Annotated in this window: 15 protein-coding genes; 10 read left to right on the top strand and 5 right to left on the bottom strand. The window is 59.2% G+C overall.

What is annotated here, in order from left to right; translation table 11 throughout:
- Positions 1–141: 141 nt before the first annotated feature.
- Positions 142–1,401: a DNA recombination protein RmuC gene (locus tag AC1RTP_RS27900; protein ID WP_498611903.1), complete on the bottom strand. Its 1,260-nt coding sequence runs from the start codon at positions 1,399–1,401 to the stop codon at positions 142–144.
- The gene (locus AC1RTP_RS27895) at positions 1,401–1,793 is read right to left on the bottom strand and encodes a group II truncated hemoglobin (RefSeq protein ID WP_498611902.1); all 393 of its coding nucleotides are present in this window, start codon (positions 1,791–1,793) and stop codon (positions 1,401–1,403) included. The genes AC1RTP_RS27900 and AC1RTP_RS27895 overlap by 1 nt, the downstream gene beginning before the upstream one ends.
- Positions 1,794–1,884: 91 nt before the next feature.
- Here AC1RTP_RS27895 and AC1RTP_RS27890 point away from each other — a divergent pair, with 91 nt between their 5' ends.
- The gene (locus AC1RTP_RS27890) at positions 1,885–3,114 is read left to right on the top strand and encodes a sensor histidine kinase (RefSeq protein WP_498611901.1); all 1,230 of its coding nucleotides are present in this window, start codon (positions 1,885–1,887) and stop codon (positions 3,112–3,114) included.
- A 2-nt stretch (positions 3,115–3,116) separates the two neighbouring features.
- Positions 3,117–4,112 (top strand): response regulator, encoded by a 996-nt coding sequence (locus AC1RTP_RS27885; protein ID WP_498611900.1) that lies wholly within the window; start codon positions 3,117–3,119, stop codon positions 4,110–4,112.
- 89 nt (positions 4,113–4,201) lie between these two features.
- Here AC1RTP_RS27885 and AC1RTP_RS27880 read toward each other — a convergent pair whose 3' ends face one another.
- Both AC1RTP_RS27880 and AC1RTP_RS27875 read right to left on the bottom strand, forming a co-directional pair.
- A complete protein-coding gene (locus AC1RTP_RS27880) occupies positions 4,202–6,733 on the bottom strand; it encodes an ABC transporter permease (RefSeq protein ID WP_498611899.1) in 2,532 nt (843 codons plus the stop codon).
- Between the two features lie 3 nt (positions 6,734–6,736).
- Positions 6,737–7,750 carry an adenosine deaminase gene (locus tag AC1RTP_RS27875; protein WP_498611898.1) on the bottom strand — a complete coding sequence of 338 codons (1,014 nt, stop codon included), beginning with the start codon at positions 7,748–7,750 and terminating at the stop codon, positions 6,737–6,739.
- Between the two features lie 340 nt (positions 7,751–8,090).
- Here AC1RTP_RS27875 and AC1RTP_RS27870 point away from each other — a divergent pair, with 340 nt between their 5' ends.
- Both AC1RTP_RS27870 and AC1RTP_RS27865 read left to right on the top strand, forming a co-directional pair.
- Positions 8,091–10,013, top strand: coding sequence for a PrkA family serine protein kinase (locus AC1RTP_RS27870; protein WP_498611897.1), 1,923 nt, complete (start codon positions 8,091–8,093; stop codon positions 10,011–10,013).
- A gap of 49 nt (positions 10,014–10,062) precedes the next feature.
- Positions 10,063–11,331, top strand: a complete 1,269-nt coding sequence (locus AC1RTP_RS27865) for a YeaH/YhbH family protein (protein ID WP_498611896.1) — start codon at positions 10,063–10,065, stop codon at positions 11,329–11,331.
- 22 nt (positions 11,332–11,353) lie between these two features.
- Here AC1RTP_RS27865 and AC1RTP_RS27860 read toward each other — a convergent pair whose 3' ends face one another.
- Entirely contained in the window at positions 11,354–12,400 is a 1,047-nt protein-coding gene (locus tag AC1RTP_RS27860) for an RNA-guided endonuclease InsQ/TnpB family protein (RefSeq protein WP_498611895.1), read from the bottom strand.
- Between the two features lie 104 nt (positions 12,401–12,504).
- Here AC1RTP_RS27860 and AC1RTP_RS27855 point away from each other — a divergent pair, with 104 nt between their 5' ends.
- From AC1RTP_RS27855 to AC1RTP_RS27830, 6 genes are all read left to right on the top strand, one after another.
- Positions 12,505–14,043 carry a SpoVR family protein gene (locus tag AC1RTP_RS27855; protein WP_498611894.1) on the top strand — a complete coding sequence of 513 codons (1,539 nt, stop codon included), beginning with the start codon at positions 12,505–12,507 and terminating at the stop codon, positions 14,041–14,043.
- Between the two features lie 366 nt (positions 14,044–14,409).
- Positions 14,410–15,072, top strand: a complete 663-nt coding sequence (locus AC1RTP_RS27850) for an energy transducer TonB (RefSeq protein ID WP_498611893.1) — start codon at positions 14,410–14,412, stop codon at positions 15,070–15,072.
- Positions 15,073–15,159: 87 nt separating this feature from the next.
- A complete protein-coding gene (locus AC1RTP_RS27845) occupies positions 15,160–16,068 on the top strand; it encodes a MotA/TolQ/ExbB proton channel family protein (protein ID WP_498611892.1) in 909 nt (302 codons plus the stop codon).
- Between the two features lie 4 nt (positions 16,069–16,072).
- Positions 16,073–16,501, top strand: coding sequence for an ExbD/TolR family protein (locus tag AC1RTP_RS27840; RefSeq protein WP_498611891.1), 429 nt, complete (start codon positions 16,073–16,075; stop codon positions 16,499–16,501).
- A gap of 55 nt (positions 16,502–16,556) precedes the next feature.
- Complete coding sequence (locus AC1RTP_RS27835) at positions 16,557–16,979, top strand: ExbD/TolR family protein (RefSeq protein ID WP_498611890.1); 423 nt, start codon at positions 16,557–16,559, stop codon at positions 16,977–16,979.
- An 84-nt stretch (positions 16,980–17,063) separates the two neighbouring features.
- Positions 17,064–18,278 (top strand): tetratricopeptide repeat protein, encoded by a 1,215-nt coding sequence (locus AC1RTP_RS27830; protein WP_498611889.1) that lies wholly within the window; start codon positions 17,064–17,066, stop codon positions 18,276–18,278.
- The last annotated feature ends 29 nt before the right edge of the window (positions 18,279–18,307 follow it).

Below are 18,307 nucleotides of genomic sequence, written 5' to 3'. Positions count from 1 at the left end.
ACCAAGGAAAACGTTAGGCTTCGAAACGCCGGCTCAACGGTTTTATCAATGTGTTGCGTCGACAGGTTGAATCTGCAGGCGGTTGCAGCCATTGATGGCTGCTCAACGCTACGCCGTGATCAATGCTCAAAGCGCGATTGGTCAGGTCGCGCTGTCAGCCGCATCCAAATCGCTCTCGGCACTTTCGTCAGCCCCCAACATCAGCAAAGCTGCTTCGGCAGGTAGCGCTTCGACGGATTTGAGCTTGCGCGCCATCTGGCGGCTGCGCACTTCGGCGTTTTCAATGTTGCGGGCGGCGCGTTCGAGGGTTGTCTTGGTGGCGGCAAGGACGTCGCCGAATTTGGCGAATTCGGTTTTCACGGCGCCCAGCACTTGCCACACTTCGGACGAGCGTTTTTCCAGCGCCAGCGTGCGGAATCCCATTTGCAGGCTATTCAGCAGTGCCGTCAGCGTGGAAGGGCCAGCGATGCTGACGCGGTTCACGCGTTGAAGTTCGTCGGCCAGGCCAGGGCGGCGCATCACTTCCGCGTACAGGCCTTCGGTCGGCAGGAACAGGATGGCGAAGTCGGTGGTCAGCGGCGGCGAGACGTATTTCTCGGAGATGGTTTTCGCTTCGTTGCGTACGGCACGTTCCAGTTCGCGGCCGGCTGCCGCCACACCTTCGGTATCGGCGCGGTCGGCGGCTTCCAGCAGGCGTTCGTATTGCTCTTTCGGGAACTTTGCGTCGATCGGCATCCACACCGGCGCCCCGCCCTCTTTCTGGCCTGGCAGTTTGAGCGCAAATTCGACGCGGGCGTTGGAGCCCGGTATGGTCTCAACGTTCTTCGCGTATTGGTCCGGCGTGAGGATTTGTTCGAGCAGCATTTCCAGCTGCACTTCGCCCCAGGTGCCGCGCGTTTTCACATTGGTCAGCACGCGTTTCAGATCGCCCACGCCCAGCGCCAGCTGCTGCATTTCGCCCAGGCCCTGGTGCACGCGCTCCAGGCGTTCGGACACCTGGCGGAAGGATTCGGTCAGGCGAGTTTCCAGCGTCTCGTGCAGTTTTTCGTCGACCGTCTTACGCATTTCTTCCAGCCGTTGGCCGTTATCGGCTTGCAGCTCGCGCATCTTGGTCTCCAGCGCCACGCGCACCTCCAGCAGGCGTCGGGTATTCGATTCGGTCAGGACCTCGATCTGGCGGCGCATGGTTTCGAGCTGCTGCACGGTGGCGGCGTGGGACTGCGACAGCAAATGGCCCATCTCCTGCCGCTGTGCTTGGGCCGTGGCCTGCAGTTGAAGGCGCACTTCGCGTTCGACGCGGTCCAATTGATCCGCGACGTCGGCGCCGCGGCTGCGCAGCAGGGAAACGATTTGCAGGACGATGATGACGGCGGCCAGCGCCAGCAGGATGGTCAGCTCCATCAATCTGCCTTGTTCCGCATCCAGTCGGCGGTCTGGTAGAAGGATTCCATCAGCCGCAGGCGCAGGTCTTCGGCGATGCCGACATCCTGCATCGCCCAGGCCATGCAGCGCAGCCACTGGTCGCGCTCACTGGAGCCGACAGCGAAAGGCAGGTGGCGCGCGCGCAGGCGCGGGTGGCCGAATTGTTCAATGAACAGGTCCGGGCCGCCCATCCAGCCGCTGAGGAACCAGAACAGCTTGTCGCGCGAGCCGTCGGTGCTGGGAGGATGCATGGCGCGGATGCCGGCGAATTCCGGCTCCAGTTCCATCAGGTCGTAAAAACGGTCAACCATCTCGCGCAGCTTGGTTTCTCCGCCGATAACTTCGTATAGGGTGCGTGCTTCATCATTCATGACTCCATGATAGCGCATGGTCGTATTGATGTGGATCAAGCTTCGTGCTGATTCTGCGCAAAATGCTTCCACAAACCGCCATGATGGCCGGATGATTCAACGCCTGATCCGTACCCGGCTGCGCGCCCGCAGCGCCGAGGAAATCGCCGACCTGCGCCTGGCCGTCCTGAGCTGGCTGGGCATCACCTGCTTTCCTCTTTATTACGCGATCTTTGGCTGGCTGGTTCCGCAGCCCTACGAAAACCTGAGCGCTCGCCTGGTCGGCATGCTGCTCGCTTTGGGCGGGCTGTTGGCGCGGCGCCTTCCCCCTCGCCAGCGCGAGCGCTACACCCTGGTGCTGATGACCTATGAGCTGCCCTTCTTCTGCACCTTCATGTTCCTGATGAATGGCGCCAACGCCACCTGGTCGCAAGTGATGCTGGTCATGCTGGTGGCACTGTTCCACTTCGACTTTCGCATTGCCTTGCGCGTGGCGGCGGTTGGCATCTCGGTCGCGGTGCTGCTGGCGATCGGGATGGGGGCCGGCGAGGTGCTGCTGTCGTCATCCGTCCTGCAGTTGCTGCCGGTGCAGCTCTTCCTGGTCGGCTGGATGTGGGTATTCTCGCAAAGCCGCAAGGCGCTGGAGGAGGAAAAGCTGGATGGCCTGGGCGAAGGCCTGGGCGCCGTGGCGCACGAAATGCGCACGCCCCTGGCCAGCCTGGATGCCAATGTGCGCGGCCTGTCGCGTATGCAGCAGCGCGCCGACCAGGAGAATCCGGTGATGCGCCAGGCGCTGAATCGCATGCAGTACGAAGTACGCCATATGAACCATATGATCGACCTGTTCCTGCTTAGCGCGCAGGCGGTGCGGCAGCATCTGGACCCGCACGAAAACGTGTCCATGCTCGACACGGTGGAATCGGCGCTGCGCCGTTATCCCTTCACCGGCGAGGCCCAGCGCCAGCTGGTGGCGCTGCAGGTGCGCGGCGATTTCCGCTTTGGCGGGCAGAATGAACTGGCCATCATGCTGCTGCTGAACCTCCTGCGCAACGCACTGCAGGCGGTGCAGCGCGCCGGTAAAGGGCGGGTGCGGATCGTCATCGATGGTAGCCGCGCGGTGCCGCGCGTATTGGTGATCGATACCGGCTGTGGTATTGCATCGCACCATTTGCCGCAGATTTTCCAACGCTTCTTCACTTATCCGGAGCATAATGGCGCCGGCATCGGCCTGGCATTGTGCCGCCAGGTGATGCAAGCGTGGGAAGCCAGGCTACATTGTGTGTCCCGCGAGCACGCATATGCTATCTTTGTGCTTGAATTTCCCTTACAAGCCAGCCGTTGAACATGAAACTGCCCGTTTACGCCCACCCAACCATGACCGTCCTGGTGGACGACAGCGATACTTTCCTCCACAGCCTCGTTTTCCAGCTCGATCCGATGCAGGCCAGCGTGTGCTTCCACGACCCGCTGCAGGCGCTGGAATGGTTCAAGGCCAATGCCGGCAGCAGCGAGCTGCCGCTGCAGGTGGATTTCGATAATCCCAACCAGTCGGCGGAACAGCGCAACGTGGCGGTGGACCTGGAGCAGATCTACCGCATTTCCGGCCAGCGCCAGCGCTTCTCCATCCCGTCCGTGCTGGTGGTCGACTACTCGATGCCGCAAATGAACGGCGTGGCGTTCTGCCAGGCGATCCAGCACCTGCCGTGCAAAAAGATCCTGTTCACCGGCCAGGCCGATGAAAAGATTGCGGTCGACGCCTTCAACCGCGGCCTGATCGACCGCTACATCAAGAAAAGCGCCGACGATGCGCTGGACCGGCTGGAAGAGGAAGTCGCCGCGCTGCAAAAAGCCTTCTTCCAGGAGCAGTCGGAAACGCTGCTGGACATGCTGGTACTGCACGAATTCAGCTTCCTGCGTTGCGGCGCGCTGGCAAAGGTGGTGCAGCAGCTGTACCAGGAACACGGCTTCGTCGAGCACTACCCCTTCCCTAGCCCGAGCGGCATCCTGTTCTTCAAGGCCGACGGATCGGCGCAGCTGATGGTGGTGGAAACGGAGCGCGGCTACGAATCGCAGGTCGAAATGGCGCGCGACAGCCGCGCCCCGGTCTCGCTGGTGCAGGCGCTGGAGGAAAAGCGCATGCTGCCATTCTTCCCGCCGGACGGCATGTATTCCGACGAAGTGGGCCAGCACTGGCACCGCTACTGCAAGGAGCCGCAAGTCTGCCACGGGTTGGAGACCTACTACTGGGCCCTGTTCGAAATCGAACCCGCCCTGCTCGACATCGCCCCCACCCCCTACGCAGAATTCCTGCGCCAACACACCCCGCCCCTCGCGGCTTGAAAGTCGGGGTCAGGTCGAGCAAATGGACAAAAGGCGCACATTTGTGCGCCTTTTGTCCATTTGCTCGACCTGACCCCGACTTTCTACATTCAAGCTTCGCGGAGGGTTTGCAACGGGGGGTGGTTGAGGACGTTGCGCAGGCCTAGCCAGCCGCCGAGGACGGCGCAGATTGCTCCTGCGAGCAGGCCTGCCAGCCAGACCATGGGGCTGAAGGTCCAGGCGAACTTGAATTGGTAGGTGGCGAGGCCCCATCCCATCAGGCCTGCGCCGGTGGCGGCTAGGAGGCCGCCCAGGCCTCCTACCAGCATGAACTCGATCAGTTGCGCTTGCGAGAGCTGGCGGCGGGTGGCGCCTAAGGCGCGCAGCAGGCCGGCTTCGCGGCGGCGTTCGTCCTGGGATCCCATCAGGGCTGCATACAGCACCAGCACTCCGGACAGCAGTGTGAACGCGAACAGGAATTCAACCGCTTGGATCACCTGGTCCAGCACCGTTTGCACCTGGCGCAGCACGCCGCCGACGTCGATGATGGTCAGGTTGGGGAATTCGCGCGACAGGGCATTGCCGGCGGCGCTTGCGTCCTTCGGCAGGTGGAAGGCTGTGATCCAGGTTTGTGGCGTGTCGGCCATCACCGCGGGGTTGATGATGACGAAGAAGTTCACTCGCATCGATCCCCATTCGAGCTTGCGCAGGCTGGTGATTTTTACCTCCACCGGCGAGCCGGCGATGTCGAAGCGCATGGTGTCGCCCATCTTCAGGCCCAGCGTCTTGGCCAGCCCTTCTTCCACCGAGGCTTCGCCGGCGCTGCCGTTCATCGCCCATTTGCCGGCGGTGACCACGTTTTGCGACGGGATTTCCGTCATCGTGGAGAGGTTGAATTCGCGTTCGGCCATGCCGCGTGCGCGTTCGTCGCTATATGTCTGGCTGGTGATGACTTTTTCGTTCACCGCCACCAGGCGGCCGCGGATCATCGGGTACATCGTCACGTTTTTCACGCCGGCTTGCTTCAGGCGCTCTGTGATCGCGTCTTTTTGGTCCGGCTGGATGTTGATGATGAAGCGGTTCGGCGCATCCGGCGGCATGGTATTGCGCCAGGTGGTCATCAGGTCGCCGCGCACGACCGTCAGCAGCAAGAGCGCCATCAGGCCTAGCGAGAGCGAGACCACTTGCACCACAGTCGCGCCGGGCCGGCGGCGCAAGGAAGTCACTGCGAAGCGCCAGGATTGGTGCGGGAAGGCATTGCGCAGGGGGCGCAGGGCTTGCAAGCCAAGCCAGCCGACCAGCGCAAACACGCCATAGCCAAGCAGGAAGCCGCCGCCGGTCACGCCGGCCAGTTTGAGGTCATTCGATTGCCACAACAGCAGTGCGCCGAAGGCGGCGATGCCCAGGCCGTAGGTTGCCAGTGCGGCGGGCTTGGGTGCGGCTGCTTCGCGGCGGATCACTCGGTTGTGCGGTACGTTCCGTAATTGCAGGATGGGCGGCAGCGCGAAGCCTGCCAGCAGCAGCATGCCGGTGGCCATGCCTTGCAGCGCTGGCAGAATGGTTGGTGCGGGAATGTCGGTGGCGACCAGGTTGCCGAGCAGTTGCAGCAGCACGTAGTGCGCGCCAAAGCCGACCAGCACGCCGAGCGCACTGCCGGCCAGGCCGACCAGCAGGAATTCGACCAGGTAGATCACGGTCACCTGGTTCTGAGTGAGCCCCAGGCAGCGCAGCATGGCGCAGGAGTCGAGGTGGCGCTGCATGAAGCGGCGTGCGGCCATCGCCACCGCTACCGCAGCCAGCATGGCAGACAACAGGCCTACCAGCGAGAGGAAGCGGTCGGCTCGGTCCAGCGTGGCTGACATTTCCGGACGCCCTTCTTCCAGGGATTCGATGCGCACGCCGCGCACATTGTCTTTCTTGATCAGGGCGCGCAGCCAGTCGCCGTATTCCTGCGCTGGTTTGGCGCTGGCGCTGGCGCCGGTGCCGGCCACCATCAGGCGATAGCCGACGCGCGAGCCTTCCTGCACCAGGTTGGTCGCCGGCAGGTCGGACAGGGGGAGGAACACGCGCGGTGCGAAGTTGATGAAGCCTCCGCCGCGATCCGGTTCGGCCGCAATCAGCTGCGTCACGCGGAACTGCTTGTCGCCCAGTTGCAGCGTGCCGCCAATCTTTACATCCAGCGATGTTGCCAGCGCTGGGTCGATCCACACCGTTCCCGCTTCCGGTGCGGCCGGCGCCGGGGTGCCGATGCTTTCATTGGCTTGCGCAATATCGGTGTTGACCTTGACGCGGCCGCGCAGCGGATAGCCTGGGCTGACGGCTTTCAGCGTTGCCAGCACGGAGCGGGCGGCGTCGCCCTGCCCTGCCTGCGCCATGCTTGGGAAAGCCTGGGTGTCGGCCATCAGCAGGCCGCGACGCTGCGCCTCTTCGCGCCAGGCGGCTGGGACCGAGTTGTCGGCCACCACCACGAGGTCGGCGCCGAGCAACTGGTGCGCATCGCGGTTCAGGCCCGCGCGCAAGCGGTCGATGAAGAATCCGGCGGCTGACAGCGCCGCCACCGCTACCACTAGCGCCACCAGCAGGAAGCGCAACTGACCGGCGCGCCAGTCGCGCGCCGTCATCCTCAGGGCTTGTCGAAACATGCGTCAGACCACGTTGAAGGCAGAGAAATAGGTGTCCACTTCGTCCAGGAACTTCTGCTTTTCCGGCGCTGGCAGGAAGGAGGCTTCGAAGCTGTTGCGCGCCAACTGGTGGGCGTGCGCCAGGCCAAGCGGCAGCGAGTCGAACACGGCGACGAAATTGTCGTTCATGTAGCCGCCGAAGTATGCCGGGTCGTCGGAGTTGACCATGGCGACCAGGCCGGCGTCGAGCAAGTCGAGCAGGTTGTGGTCCTTCATCTGGTCGAATACGCGCAGCTTGGTGTTCGACAGCGGGCAGACCGTCAGCGGCATGCGCAGCGCGGCCAGGCGGCGCGTCAGGGCTGGGTCTTCCAGGCAGCGCACGCCATGGTCGATGCGCTCTACCTTCAGGAGGTCGACGGCGGTTTCGATATAGGCCGGCGGGCCTTCTTCGCCGGCGTGGGCGACCAGGTGCAGGCCCAGGTCGCGCGCGCGCGCGAAGACGCTGGCGAATTTTTCCGGCGGGTGGCCGACTTCGGAGGAGTCGAGTCCGACGCCGATGATTTTATCGCGGTATGGCAGCGCCGCTTCCAGCGTGGCGACCGCGTCTTCCTCGCTCAGGTGGCGCAGGAAGCACAGGATCAGTTTTGCGCTGATTGGGCCTTCGGTACAGGCGCGATGGATACCGTTAATTACATCGGCCATCGGCACGCCGCGCGCGGTGTGCGTCTGCGGGTCGAAGAAGATTTCGGCATGGCGCACATGGTCGGCCTTGGCGCGCTGCAGGTAGGCCATGGTCATGTCGTAGAAATCCTGTTCCTTCAGCAGCACGCTGGCGCCGGCGTAGTAGATGTCGAGGAAGGATTGCAGGTTGGTGAAAGCGTAGGCAGCGCGCAGTTCTTCCACCGAGTTATAGGCGAGCTTCACGCCATTGCGCTGGGCCAGCGCGAAGATCAGTTCCGGCTCCAGTGAGCCTTCGATATGGATGTGCAGTTCGGCCTTCGGCATGTTCTGCACGATGGAGCGCATTTGGGTCGTCATTTTTGTTCTCTCTCGCTTTGGACATAGATAAGCATCATACTTCACATGTGCTGCAGAGTCGGGCCAGCCGTGCTACTGTGGTGCCAACGCGCGAGGGGATTAGCACAGGCTTACTACTGGCTTTACTTCTAGATCCATTAGAGCAATAATAAATTTCATCAACGTAAGATGCGTTTCGAGCCCGGCAACCATCCCCCCGCCGGCTAATAATGATCCAGCTCTGAGCCTCGGGCAATCCCTGGCACCTCAAGCAAGCTGGCAAAGCATTGAGCAGGCCTGCAGCCCATAGCTTCGACTGCCGACCATGTGACTAGTAGATTTTTCATTAAAGGACATTCACATGACCATTTTTGACAACTACGCAGCACGCTACGAGCGCACCAAAGAAGAGGAGATGTCGCTCTCCGAATACCTCGCGCTTTGCAAAAAGGACCGCCTGACCTACGCTTCGGCGGCGGAGCGGATGCTGGCTGCGATTGGCGAACCCACCCTGGTCGATACGCGCAACGATACGCGCCTGTCCCGCATCTTCGCCAACAAGGTCATCAAGATTTATCCCGCCTTCCGTGAGTTCTACGGCATGGAAGACGTCATTGAGCAGGTTGTGGCCTACTTCCGCCATGCGGCGCAAGGCCTGGAGGAGCGCAAGCAGATCCTCTACCTGCTGGGCCCAGTCGGCGGCGGCAAGTCCTCGATTGCGGAAAAGCTCAAGCAATTGATGGAGGAAGTGCCCTTCTACTGCCTGAAAGGTTCGCCGGTGAATGAGTCGCCGCTCGGCCTGTTCAACGAGGCGGAAGACGGCACCATCCTGGAAGAGGATTACGGCATCCCGCGCCGCTACCTGCGCAATATCCCTTCCCCATGGGCCGTCAAGCGCCTGCATGAATTCAATGGCGATATCAACCAGTTCCGTGTAGTCAAGCGCTACCCTTCGGTGCTGAAACAGACCGCCATCTCCAAGACCGAGCCGGGCGACGAGAACAACCAGGACATTTCCTCCCTGGTCGGCAAAGTCGATATCCGCAAGCTGGAGGACTATGCCCAGGATGACCCGGACGCCTACAGCTATTCCGGCGGCCTGTGCCTGGCCAACCAGGGCCTGATGGAATTCGTCGAAATGTTCAAGGCGCCGATCAAGGTGCTGCACCCTCTGCTGACGGCCACCCAGGAAGGCAACTACAAGGGTACGGAAGGCTTTGGCGCCATTCCCTTCGAGGGCATCATCCTGGCGCACTCGAATGAGTCGGAGTGGAAGAGCTTCAAGAACAACCGCAATAACGAGGCATTCCTCGACCGTATCTATATAGTGAAGGTGCCGTACTGCCTGCGCGTCGCCGACGAGATCAAGATTTACGAGAAGCTGCTGCACAATTCTTCGCTCGACAAGGCGCCTTGCGCCCCCGGCACGCTGCGCATGATGTCGCAGTTCGCCATCCTGTCGCGCCTGAAGGAGCCGGAAAACTCCAGTATTTTCAGCAAGATGCTGGTGTATGACGGTGAGAACCTCAAGGATACCGATCCGAAAGCCAAGTCCATCCATGAGTATGTGGACTATGCCGGTGTCGACGAAGGCATGAGCGGCCTGTCGACGCGTTTCGCCTTCAAGATCCTGTCCAAGGTCTTCAACTTCGACTCCACCGAAGTGGCGGCCAATCCGGTGCACCTGCTCTACGTGCTCGAACAGCAAGTCGAGCGCGAGCAATTCCCGCCGGAGACCGAGCAAAAGTACTTCTCCTATATAAAAGAGCACCTGGCCCAGCGCTACGTCGAATTCATCGGCAAGGAAATCCAGACTGCCTATCTGGAGAGCTACTCGGAATACGGCCAGAACATCTTCGACCGCTACGTGACCTTTGCCGACTTCTGGATCCAGGACCAGGAATACCGCGACCCGGATACCGGCGAAAGCTTCGACCGCGAATCGCTGAACAACGAACTCGAGAAAATCGAGAAGCCGGCCGGGATTTCGAATCCAAAAGACTTCCGTAATGAGATCGTCAACTTCGGCCTGCGGGCGCGCGCCAATAACGGCGGCAAGAACCCGGCCTGGACCAGCTACGAGAAGTTCCGCACGGTGATCGAGAAGAAAATGTTCTCCAATACCGAGGAACTGCTGCCGGTAATCTCCTTCAATGCCAAGGCCAGCGCCGAGGATGCCAACAAGCACGCTGACTTCGTGGCGCGCATGGTGGAAAAAGGATACACGGCCAAGCAGGTCCGGCTGCTGTGCGAATGGTATCTGCGCGTGAGGAAGTCGTCCTGATAGAGAAGTGGGATAATCAGGACGCTCCAATCAAGCAGGCAGGAGGCACATGACTTACCTCATCGACCGACGTTTGCAGGGCAAGAACAAGTCCGCGGTCAACCGCGAACGATTTTTGCGGCGTTACAAAGGCCAGATCAAAGATGCGGTCGGGCGCGCCATCAAGGGGCGCTCGATCACCGACATCGAGAATGGCGAAAAAGTATCAATTCCCGTCAAGGACGTGAACGAGCCCTCGTTCGGCCACGCCCACGGCGGGGTCTGGGAAGTGGTGAACCCAGGCAACCAGGAATACCAGAAAGGCGACTTGATCAACCGCCCCAAAGGCGGTGGGGGCAGCGGCCGCGGCCGCGCAGGCAATAGCGACCAGACCAGCGAAGATGATTTCATTTTCGAACTGTCGCGCGAAGAATTCATGAACTACTTCTTCGAGGACCTGGAACTGCCGCACATGATCAAGACCCAGCTGACGGCCACCACGGAGTTCAAGCCGCAGCGCGCCGGTTACACGGTGTCGGGCACGCCTTCCAATATCCACGTGCTGCGTTCCCTGCGCGGCGCCCTCGGGCGGCGCATTGCGGTAGGCGGCAGTTCGCGCAAGCGCCTGATCGAGGCCGAACGCGAGCTGGAAGAGTTGCTGGTGGCGGGCGCACCGCTCGACGATCCGCGCGTGATCGAGCTGAAAAAGCTGGTGCACCATCTGCACACGCGGCTGCTGGCCATTCCCTTCATCGATCCCTTCGACCTGCGCTACTCCAACCGCATCAAGGTGCCGAAGCCGATGACCCAGGCCGTGATGTTCTGCATCATGGACGTGTCGGGCTCGATGGATGAGCAGCGCAAGGATACGGCCAAGCGCTTCTTCATCCTGCTTTACCTTTTCCTCAAGCGCGTCTACGACAAGATCGAGGTGGTCTTCATCCGCCACCATACGGCCGCGTCGGAAGTGGACGAGAATGAATTCTTCCACTCGCGCGAGTCGGGCGGCACCGTGGTCTCTTCCGCCCTGCACCTGCTGAACAAGGTGATGGACGAGCGCTTCGGCGGCGGCAGCTGGAATGCCTATGTCGCGCAAGCCTCCGACGGCGACAACTGGGACAACGACTCCGTGCTGTGCCGCCAGCTGCTGGTCAACACCATCATGCCCAAGGTGCAGTACTACACCTATGTCGAAATCACCGATGGCCCGCCGCAAAACCTGTGGGAGCAATACGCCCAGGTGCCGGAGTACCACCAGCACTTCGCCATGCAAAAGATCGTCACGCCGGCCGATATCTATCCGGTGTTCCGTGAACTGTTCAAGAAGCAACCAAAATGAACCAATTGACGTCCCCACCGCCCTAAGAGACGGAGATTCCTGCAACCAGCGTCGCACGTCCGCGACGGAGAATGTTTTTCGCAGCATTTAGATCACGATCATGTACTGCTCCGCAACCACTGCAAGTCCATTCTCTTATTCCAAGGCCTGCGATACCTCTCGGCCGCGTCTCGGGCAATGCGCCGCAAGCCGAGCAGGTCTGGGTGGTGAAACGTTCGTCGACTTCCACATACCATGCGCCATGCCTAATAGCCTTGTACGCCAGCATTTTTCGAAAGGACGACCAGCCCGCATCGAGTACAGACTTCGCCAGGCTGGTCTTGGCGAGTCCATTGGCATTAACGTTGCCAACAGCGATGTGATCGAAGGCCATTGCAATCTCCTGCGATCGCTTATGCAAAAAGTCCAGCCTGCGGCGTGCCGTGCGGGCATGGATAGTTTTGACGCGTCGTCGCTTATGCGCCCGCTGCGCCACCGCCAGCGCCGCCTCAGCTTTTCGGTAAAAGCCGGGGGCTGTGACCCGTTTTCCATCCGACAGTACCGCAAGTTCTTTCAGACCGAGATCGAGGCCAACGCCAAGATCAATCGGGCGCCGCGGCGGGTCGGGAACCTCCATCGCGATATTGAGGAACCAATTGCCACTGCTGTCCTGCGAGAAGCAAGTCCCATCCTTAATTTTGCCTGCTGGCAGAGGGCGAGAGTAAAACACGCGGAAAGTGCGGCCCGCAAAGCGGAACGCCTCGCCTTCCCGGTGCAAGTTGCGCCCCTTCAACGGCACCCATCCGAGTGTTTTGCCACCGCGAAAGCGCAAGTACGGCCGGCGGTGCTGGGCACGGGATTTGGCGTACTGCTCGCAAACCGCGTTGATAGTACCGGAATGCAGTTCCAATTCCCTGCTGCTGCCTGTCGTCAGCGTATTCAAATCAAAACCGGTCAACCACGGGCGGTCAAAACGCAACGCATCATTCTGCCTGTCATTGCAGTAATTCCAGACGAAGTTCACTTTACGGGCCAGCTTGTTAAGCAAGCCGTTTCGCGACTTCACACGATAACGGAACACGATAATCATACTGTAAATATATACAGTAATTACACTTTGGAGCGCACGACAGCCATACAGTTAGTCCCTTTCACACACCACCCTGATGGACGGGGTTTCTCGGAGCGCGCCTAATGAACCAGATGAGCAAACGTCCACCGCATCCACGCGCGCTGCCGGAGCAGTCGGAATGGACTTTCGAACTGATCGAGCAGGCGCACGAGGAAATCCGCCGCGTAGCGCAAAACTTCGGGCTGGACACCTATCCCAACCAGCTTGAGATCATTACCGCTGAGCAAATGATGGATGCCTACACTTCAGTAGGCATGCCGGTGTCTTACGCGCACTGGTCTTTCGGCAAGCACTTCCTTGCGACTGAGAAAGGCTACAAGCGCGGGCAGATGGGCTTGGCGTATGAGATTGTCATCAACTCCAATCCCTGCATCGCCTATTTAATGGAAGAGAACAGCCTGACCATGCAGGCGCTGGTGATAGCGCACGCAGCGTATGGCCACAATTCCTTCTTCAAAGGCAACTACCTGTTCAAGACCTGGACCGATGCCGACGCCATCATCGATTACATGGTCTTTGCCAAGAATTACATTACCGAATGCGAGCAACGGCATGGTATCGATGCCATTGAATTGCTGCTCGACTCCTGCCACGCGATCCAGAACTACGGCGTTGATCGATATAAGCGGCCGGCCAAGCTTTCGCTTGCACAAGAGGCCATGAAACAGAAAGACCGCGAAGCATACCTGCAGTCGCAGATCAATGAGCTGTGGCGCACCGTGCCGCGGCGCGAGGAGGAAGCGGTCGATAAGCCGGCGCCGCGCTTCCCGCAGGAGCCGGAAGAAAACCTGCTCTACTTTATAGAGAAGTATGCGCCGCTGCTGGAACCCTGGCAGCGCGAGGTGGTGCGTATCGTGCGCAAGATCAGCCAGTACTTCTATCCGCAACGGCAAACCCAGGTCATGAATGAGGGCTGGGCTACCTTCTGGCACTACACCATCCTTAACCAGTTGTATGACGAGGGGGTGGTCGGCGATGGCTTCATGATGGAATTCCTGAAGAGCCATACCAATGTGGTGTACCAGCCGCCTGTGCACAGCCCCTATTACAACGGGATAAATCCTTATGCGCTGGGCTTCGCGATGATGTCCGACATCCGCCGCATCTGCGAGAACCCCACGCAGGAAGACCGCGAATGGTTCCCCGATATCGCGGGCAGCGATTGGAAGAAGACGCTCGACTTCGCCATGCGCAATTTCAAAGATGAATCATTCATTGCGCAATATTTGTCGCCGCGCCTGATCCGCGAATTCCACTTCTTCGCTGTGCTGGACGACGACAAGAATGACAAGCTGGCCGTTTCGGCCATCCATGATGAACTAGGCTACCGCTATGTGCGGCAAATGCTGGCCGACCAGTACAACCTGGGCAACCGGGAGCCTAATATACAGGTGTGGTCCGTCAATACCCGCGACGACCGCGCCCTGACACTGCGCCATACGCAGTACAACCGCCGCCCCCTCAACCAACAGGCCAATGAAGTATTGAAACATGTGGCCCGCCTCTGGGGTTTCGACGTCCACCTGGATACGGTTTCGCCGGATGGCCAGGTGGTCAGCACCATCGAGTGCAAGCGCGAGAAGCGCAACCGGGTGATTTGACAGCCGCTTTTGACAGAGTTTCGTCAAAGCAACACACTTCGCCAAATTTCATCTGCTCAACCAGCATCGCTGGCGTTGATTCTTTCGTCCTTTGGAAAAAGTGATGAAGATCAATCGAAGAGCCGAAAAAATGGTCAATTTTCTCTTGCTTTTTCCACCAGACCACTTGGCGGTAGTCTGGTAACAGCCTGCTAATATGGGGCTAAGGGCATGAAATTTAAACGGTTTTCAGGACAAAATTCTATGCAAAAATCCAAAATTCGTATGTATAATTCGCCGACGTCCCGGATGCGGCTGTAGCTTTGTGTCGCTATTTTGGGGGTTTAAAAAAGTAGCAAACAAGAGTTGGTATTGGAGAAAGCAGGCATGAATTTCAGTGATAACGAGAAAATTGCCGGGAAAAAGAACTATACGGGCATCGCGTTCGTCGTAGTCCTGCACCTGTTAGCTGGCTACGGCATCGTATCTGGCCTGGGCAAGAAAATGATCAGCAAGATGATCGAACCGGTGGAGACCAAGATCATCGAGGAGGTAGCCCCGCCTCCGCCAAAAGAACTGCCACCACCGCCACCGCCACCAGAGATGAAGGCACCACCACCGCCATTCATTCCTCCGGTTGAAGTGAACGTGCAGCAACCGCCGCCAGCGCAGAACGTGATCGCTAACGCGACCAGCGTGAAGCCTGCAAACACCGACATTCGCCCAGCCCCTCCGGCACAACCGGCACCTGCAGCCCCTCCGGCAACTGGTGTCCGTACCCCGGCTGTGGTCGACTTCAGCACCTGCGCCAAACCAGAATGGCCGAAGTCGTCGCTGCGTAACGAAGAGACTGGCATTGTGACCATGTCCTTCCTGATCGGTGCTGATGGCCACGTAGCCGAGGCGAAAGTAGTGAAATCTAGTGGTTTCCGTGACCTGGACAAGGCAGCACAAGTAGGTATTTCTAAGTGCAAATTCAAGCCTGCGACGGTCGACGGCAAGCCGCAAGAAGGCTGGCAACAGATGCAGTATGTCTGGACGCTGGAATAAACCAGAGACAAAGCACCGTCTCGCAACTAAGTAAGTCCGTTGTCGTTTAAGCCAGCGAACTGATAATTTTTCAAATTTGGAGGAAGCATGTTTAAGAATACCCGTTTGTCCGCTGTACTGGCCGCTGTGCTGTTCTCGGTGACCGCAGCTACTGCCCTGGTAAGCGCGCCAGCAATGGCCGACGCTCCTGCCTCGGCCGCCGCTTCGGCTCCAGCCGCTGACGCACCTGCAGCTCCAGCAGCTGACGCGGCAGCCGCTCCAGCAGCAGCTCCAGCAGCTCCTGCTCCAGCCGCTAAAGAAGAAGTCGAAAACCCATTCGGTATCTCCGCTGTTTGGGAAGCTGGCTTCGTTGCCCGTGCTACCCTGATCATCCTGTCGATCATGTCGATCGGTTCCTGGTACATCATCGTGACCAAGATCATCGACCAACAGAAGATCTTCAAGCAGCAGAAAGAAACCGCTGCTAAGTTCTGGAAAGCATCCTCGATCGCTGCCGGTACCGCAACCCTGACCGAAGGTTCCCCATTCCGCTTCATCGCTGAATCCGGCACCAAGGCAACTGCTCACCACGACGGCGCCCTGCTGGAACAGATCGACCTGTCGACCTGGGTGACCATGTCCATCCAACGCGCTGTTGACAAAGTTCAGTCCCGTCTGTCCGATGGCCTGTCCTTCCTGGCAACCGTTGGTTCCACCGCTCCGTTCATCGGTCTGTTCGGTACCGTTTGGGGTATTTACGGCGCGCTGACCAACATCGGTATGACCGGTAACGCATCGATCGACAAAGTTGCAGGTCCAGTGGGTGAAGCGCTGATCATGACCGCTTTCGGTCTGCTGGTCGCAGTTCCTGCAGTTCTGGGTTACAACTGGCTGCTGCGTCGTAACAAGTCCGCAATGGAAGACGTGCGTTCCTTCTCCGCTGACGTGCACTCCGTGCTGATCTCCGGCGCAATGTCCACCTCGAACGCTGCTGCTTCGTCGAAAAAAGTAGGTTAATACCATGTCGATGTCCGTAGGCTCCGATACCGGCGGAGAAGAACAGCTTAACAGTGAGATCAACACGACTCCGCTCGTGGACATCATGCTGGTTCTGCTGATCATCTTCCTGATCACGAGCCCGGTCGTTCTCAAACTGCAGAAGATTTCTCTGCCGGAAGAGATCAACCAGGCAATCCAGACCAAGCCAGAGAACGTCAACATCGTTGTTAACAAAGATGGCGACATCTACTGGAACCAGAAGAAAATGCGCGACGCGAATGAGCTGTTCGATTTTCTGAAAGAGGAAGCTGTTAAGGTGCCTCAGCCTGAAGTTCATGTCCGCGGCGATAAAGACGCGAAATATGAATCGATCGGCCGAGTGATCTACACCACTCAGCGCGCTGGCATCCAGAAGGTCGGTTTCATCACCGAACCACCTGATAAGATGTAAGAACAAGCCGCCCCCGGCTGTATTGGGGGCGGCCTTCTGAAAAGGAACACAATTCATGAGTATGAGCGTAGGCGGTTCCGGCGGTGAGTCGGAACCAATGATGGAAATGAACATGACGCCGATGATCGACGTCATGCTGGTTCTGATCATTCTGCTGATCATCACCATTCCAAAAGCGAACCACTCGGTTAACCTGAACATGCCGGTCGGCACCCCGCCACCGCCAACCAAGGAACCAGTGGTCGTGACCATCGACGTTGACTTCGACGGCACCATCCTGTGGGACAACGTGGTCGTTCCTGACCGCCCTGCCCTGGAGAACAAGCTGATCGCCGTAGCTGCACAGGCTGACCAGCCTGAAGTGCACCTGCGACCGAACAAGCTGGTTAGCTACAAGGTGGTTGCAGGCGTAATGGCTTCGGCACAGCGTCTGGGCGTCACCAAGATTGGTCTGGTCGGTAACGAGCAGTTCCAGTAAATAATTGGGCCAAAACACCCTTTATTTTCCCAAATAGGCAGGTTATCCTGCCTATTTCGCATTTTGAAGAAAGAAAATCACCCCATGATTAAGTTTCGTCTGGCACATCTCGGCCTGGTAATGGCCGCTATCGGTTTCAACGCTGCCGTTCCAATGGTGGGCCTGTCGTCCATCGCTTATGCAGAGAACGTGCGCCCGGAAGTGGGCAAGCCACTGCAGGAAGCGCAAAAACTGGCATCTTCCGGCAAATACAAGGAAGCCCTGGCGAAACTGAAGGAAGCAGACGCTGTTGGTGGCAAGTCCGAACTGGAAAAATTCCAGATTGAATACACCCGTGGTTCCGCTGCAGCCGCCGCCGGCGAGAATGACACCGCTGCCCGCGCATTCGAACAGGTTCTGGCCTCCAGCAAGCTGTCCCCTGCCCAGGCGCCAAAGATCACTGAAGCACTGGCCAGCATCTACCTGCGCGCCCGTGACTATCCAAAAGCCATCACCTACATCCAGAAAGTCCTGAAGGACAATCCAGGCAATGCTGCGATGAAGGAACAGCTGATCCAGACCTACTACCAGAGCGGCAAGCTGAACGAAGCTGCCAAGGAACTGCAAGGCGCCAAGTCCGAAGGCAACCTGCAAATGCTGGCCAACATCCAGCTGAAGCAGAACGACAAAGCTGGCTACGTGCAGACCCTGGAACGCCTGGCTGCATCCTATCCAAAAGCATCCTACTGGGCTGACCTGCTGAACCGCGTGGTTGGCAAGCCAGGCTTCTCTTCGTCCCTGAACCTGGACGTGATGCGCCTCAAGCTGGCCTTGAAGCAGATCACCAAGCCATCGGAATTCATGGAAATGGGCCAGCTGGCCCTGCAAGCCGGCAACCCGGCTGAAGCCCTGAAGATCGTTGACGAAGGCTACAAGAAGGGTGCCCTCGGCACCGGCGCCGACGCCGGCCGCCACCAGCGCCTGAAAGACCTGGCCCTGAAGACCCAGGCTGACCTGCAGAAGAACGCAGCGAACCAGGAAGCCAACTTCCGCAAGGAAAAGGATGCTGACGGCCTGGCCAACCTGGGCTACGCCCTGGTTGCTGAAGGCAAAGGCGCCGATGGCCTGAAGCTGATGGAAGAAGCGATCAAGCTGGGTTCCGCCCGCAAGCCTGAAGAAGTCAAGCTGCACTACGGTGTTGCCCAGTACATCGCCGGCAAGAAGTCTGCTGCCATCAGCAGCCTGAAAGCTGTGAAAGGTAGCGCTGGCGAGCCAGAATTGGCCCGCTACTGGACCATGTACATTAACAACCCGGTCTAAGCAAAGCCGGGCTGAGCCAAGAAAAGCGC

The sequence above is a fragment of the Pseudoduganella sp. GW821-FHT11H04 genome (assembly GCF_058807935.1).
This window is presented reverse-complemented; position numbering and strand designations above follow the sequence as displayed.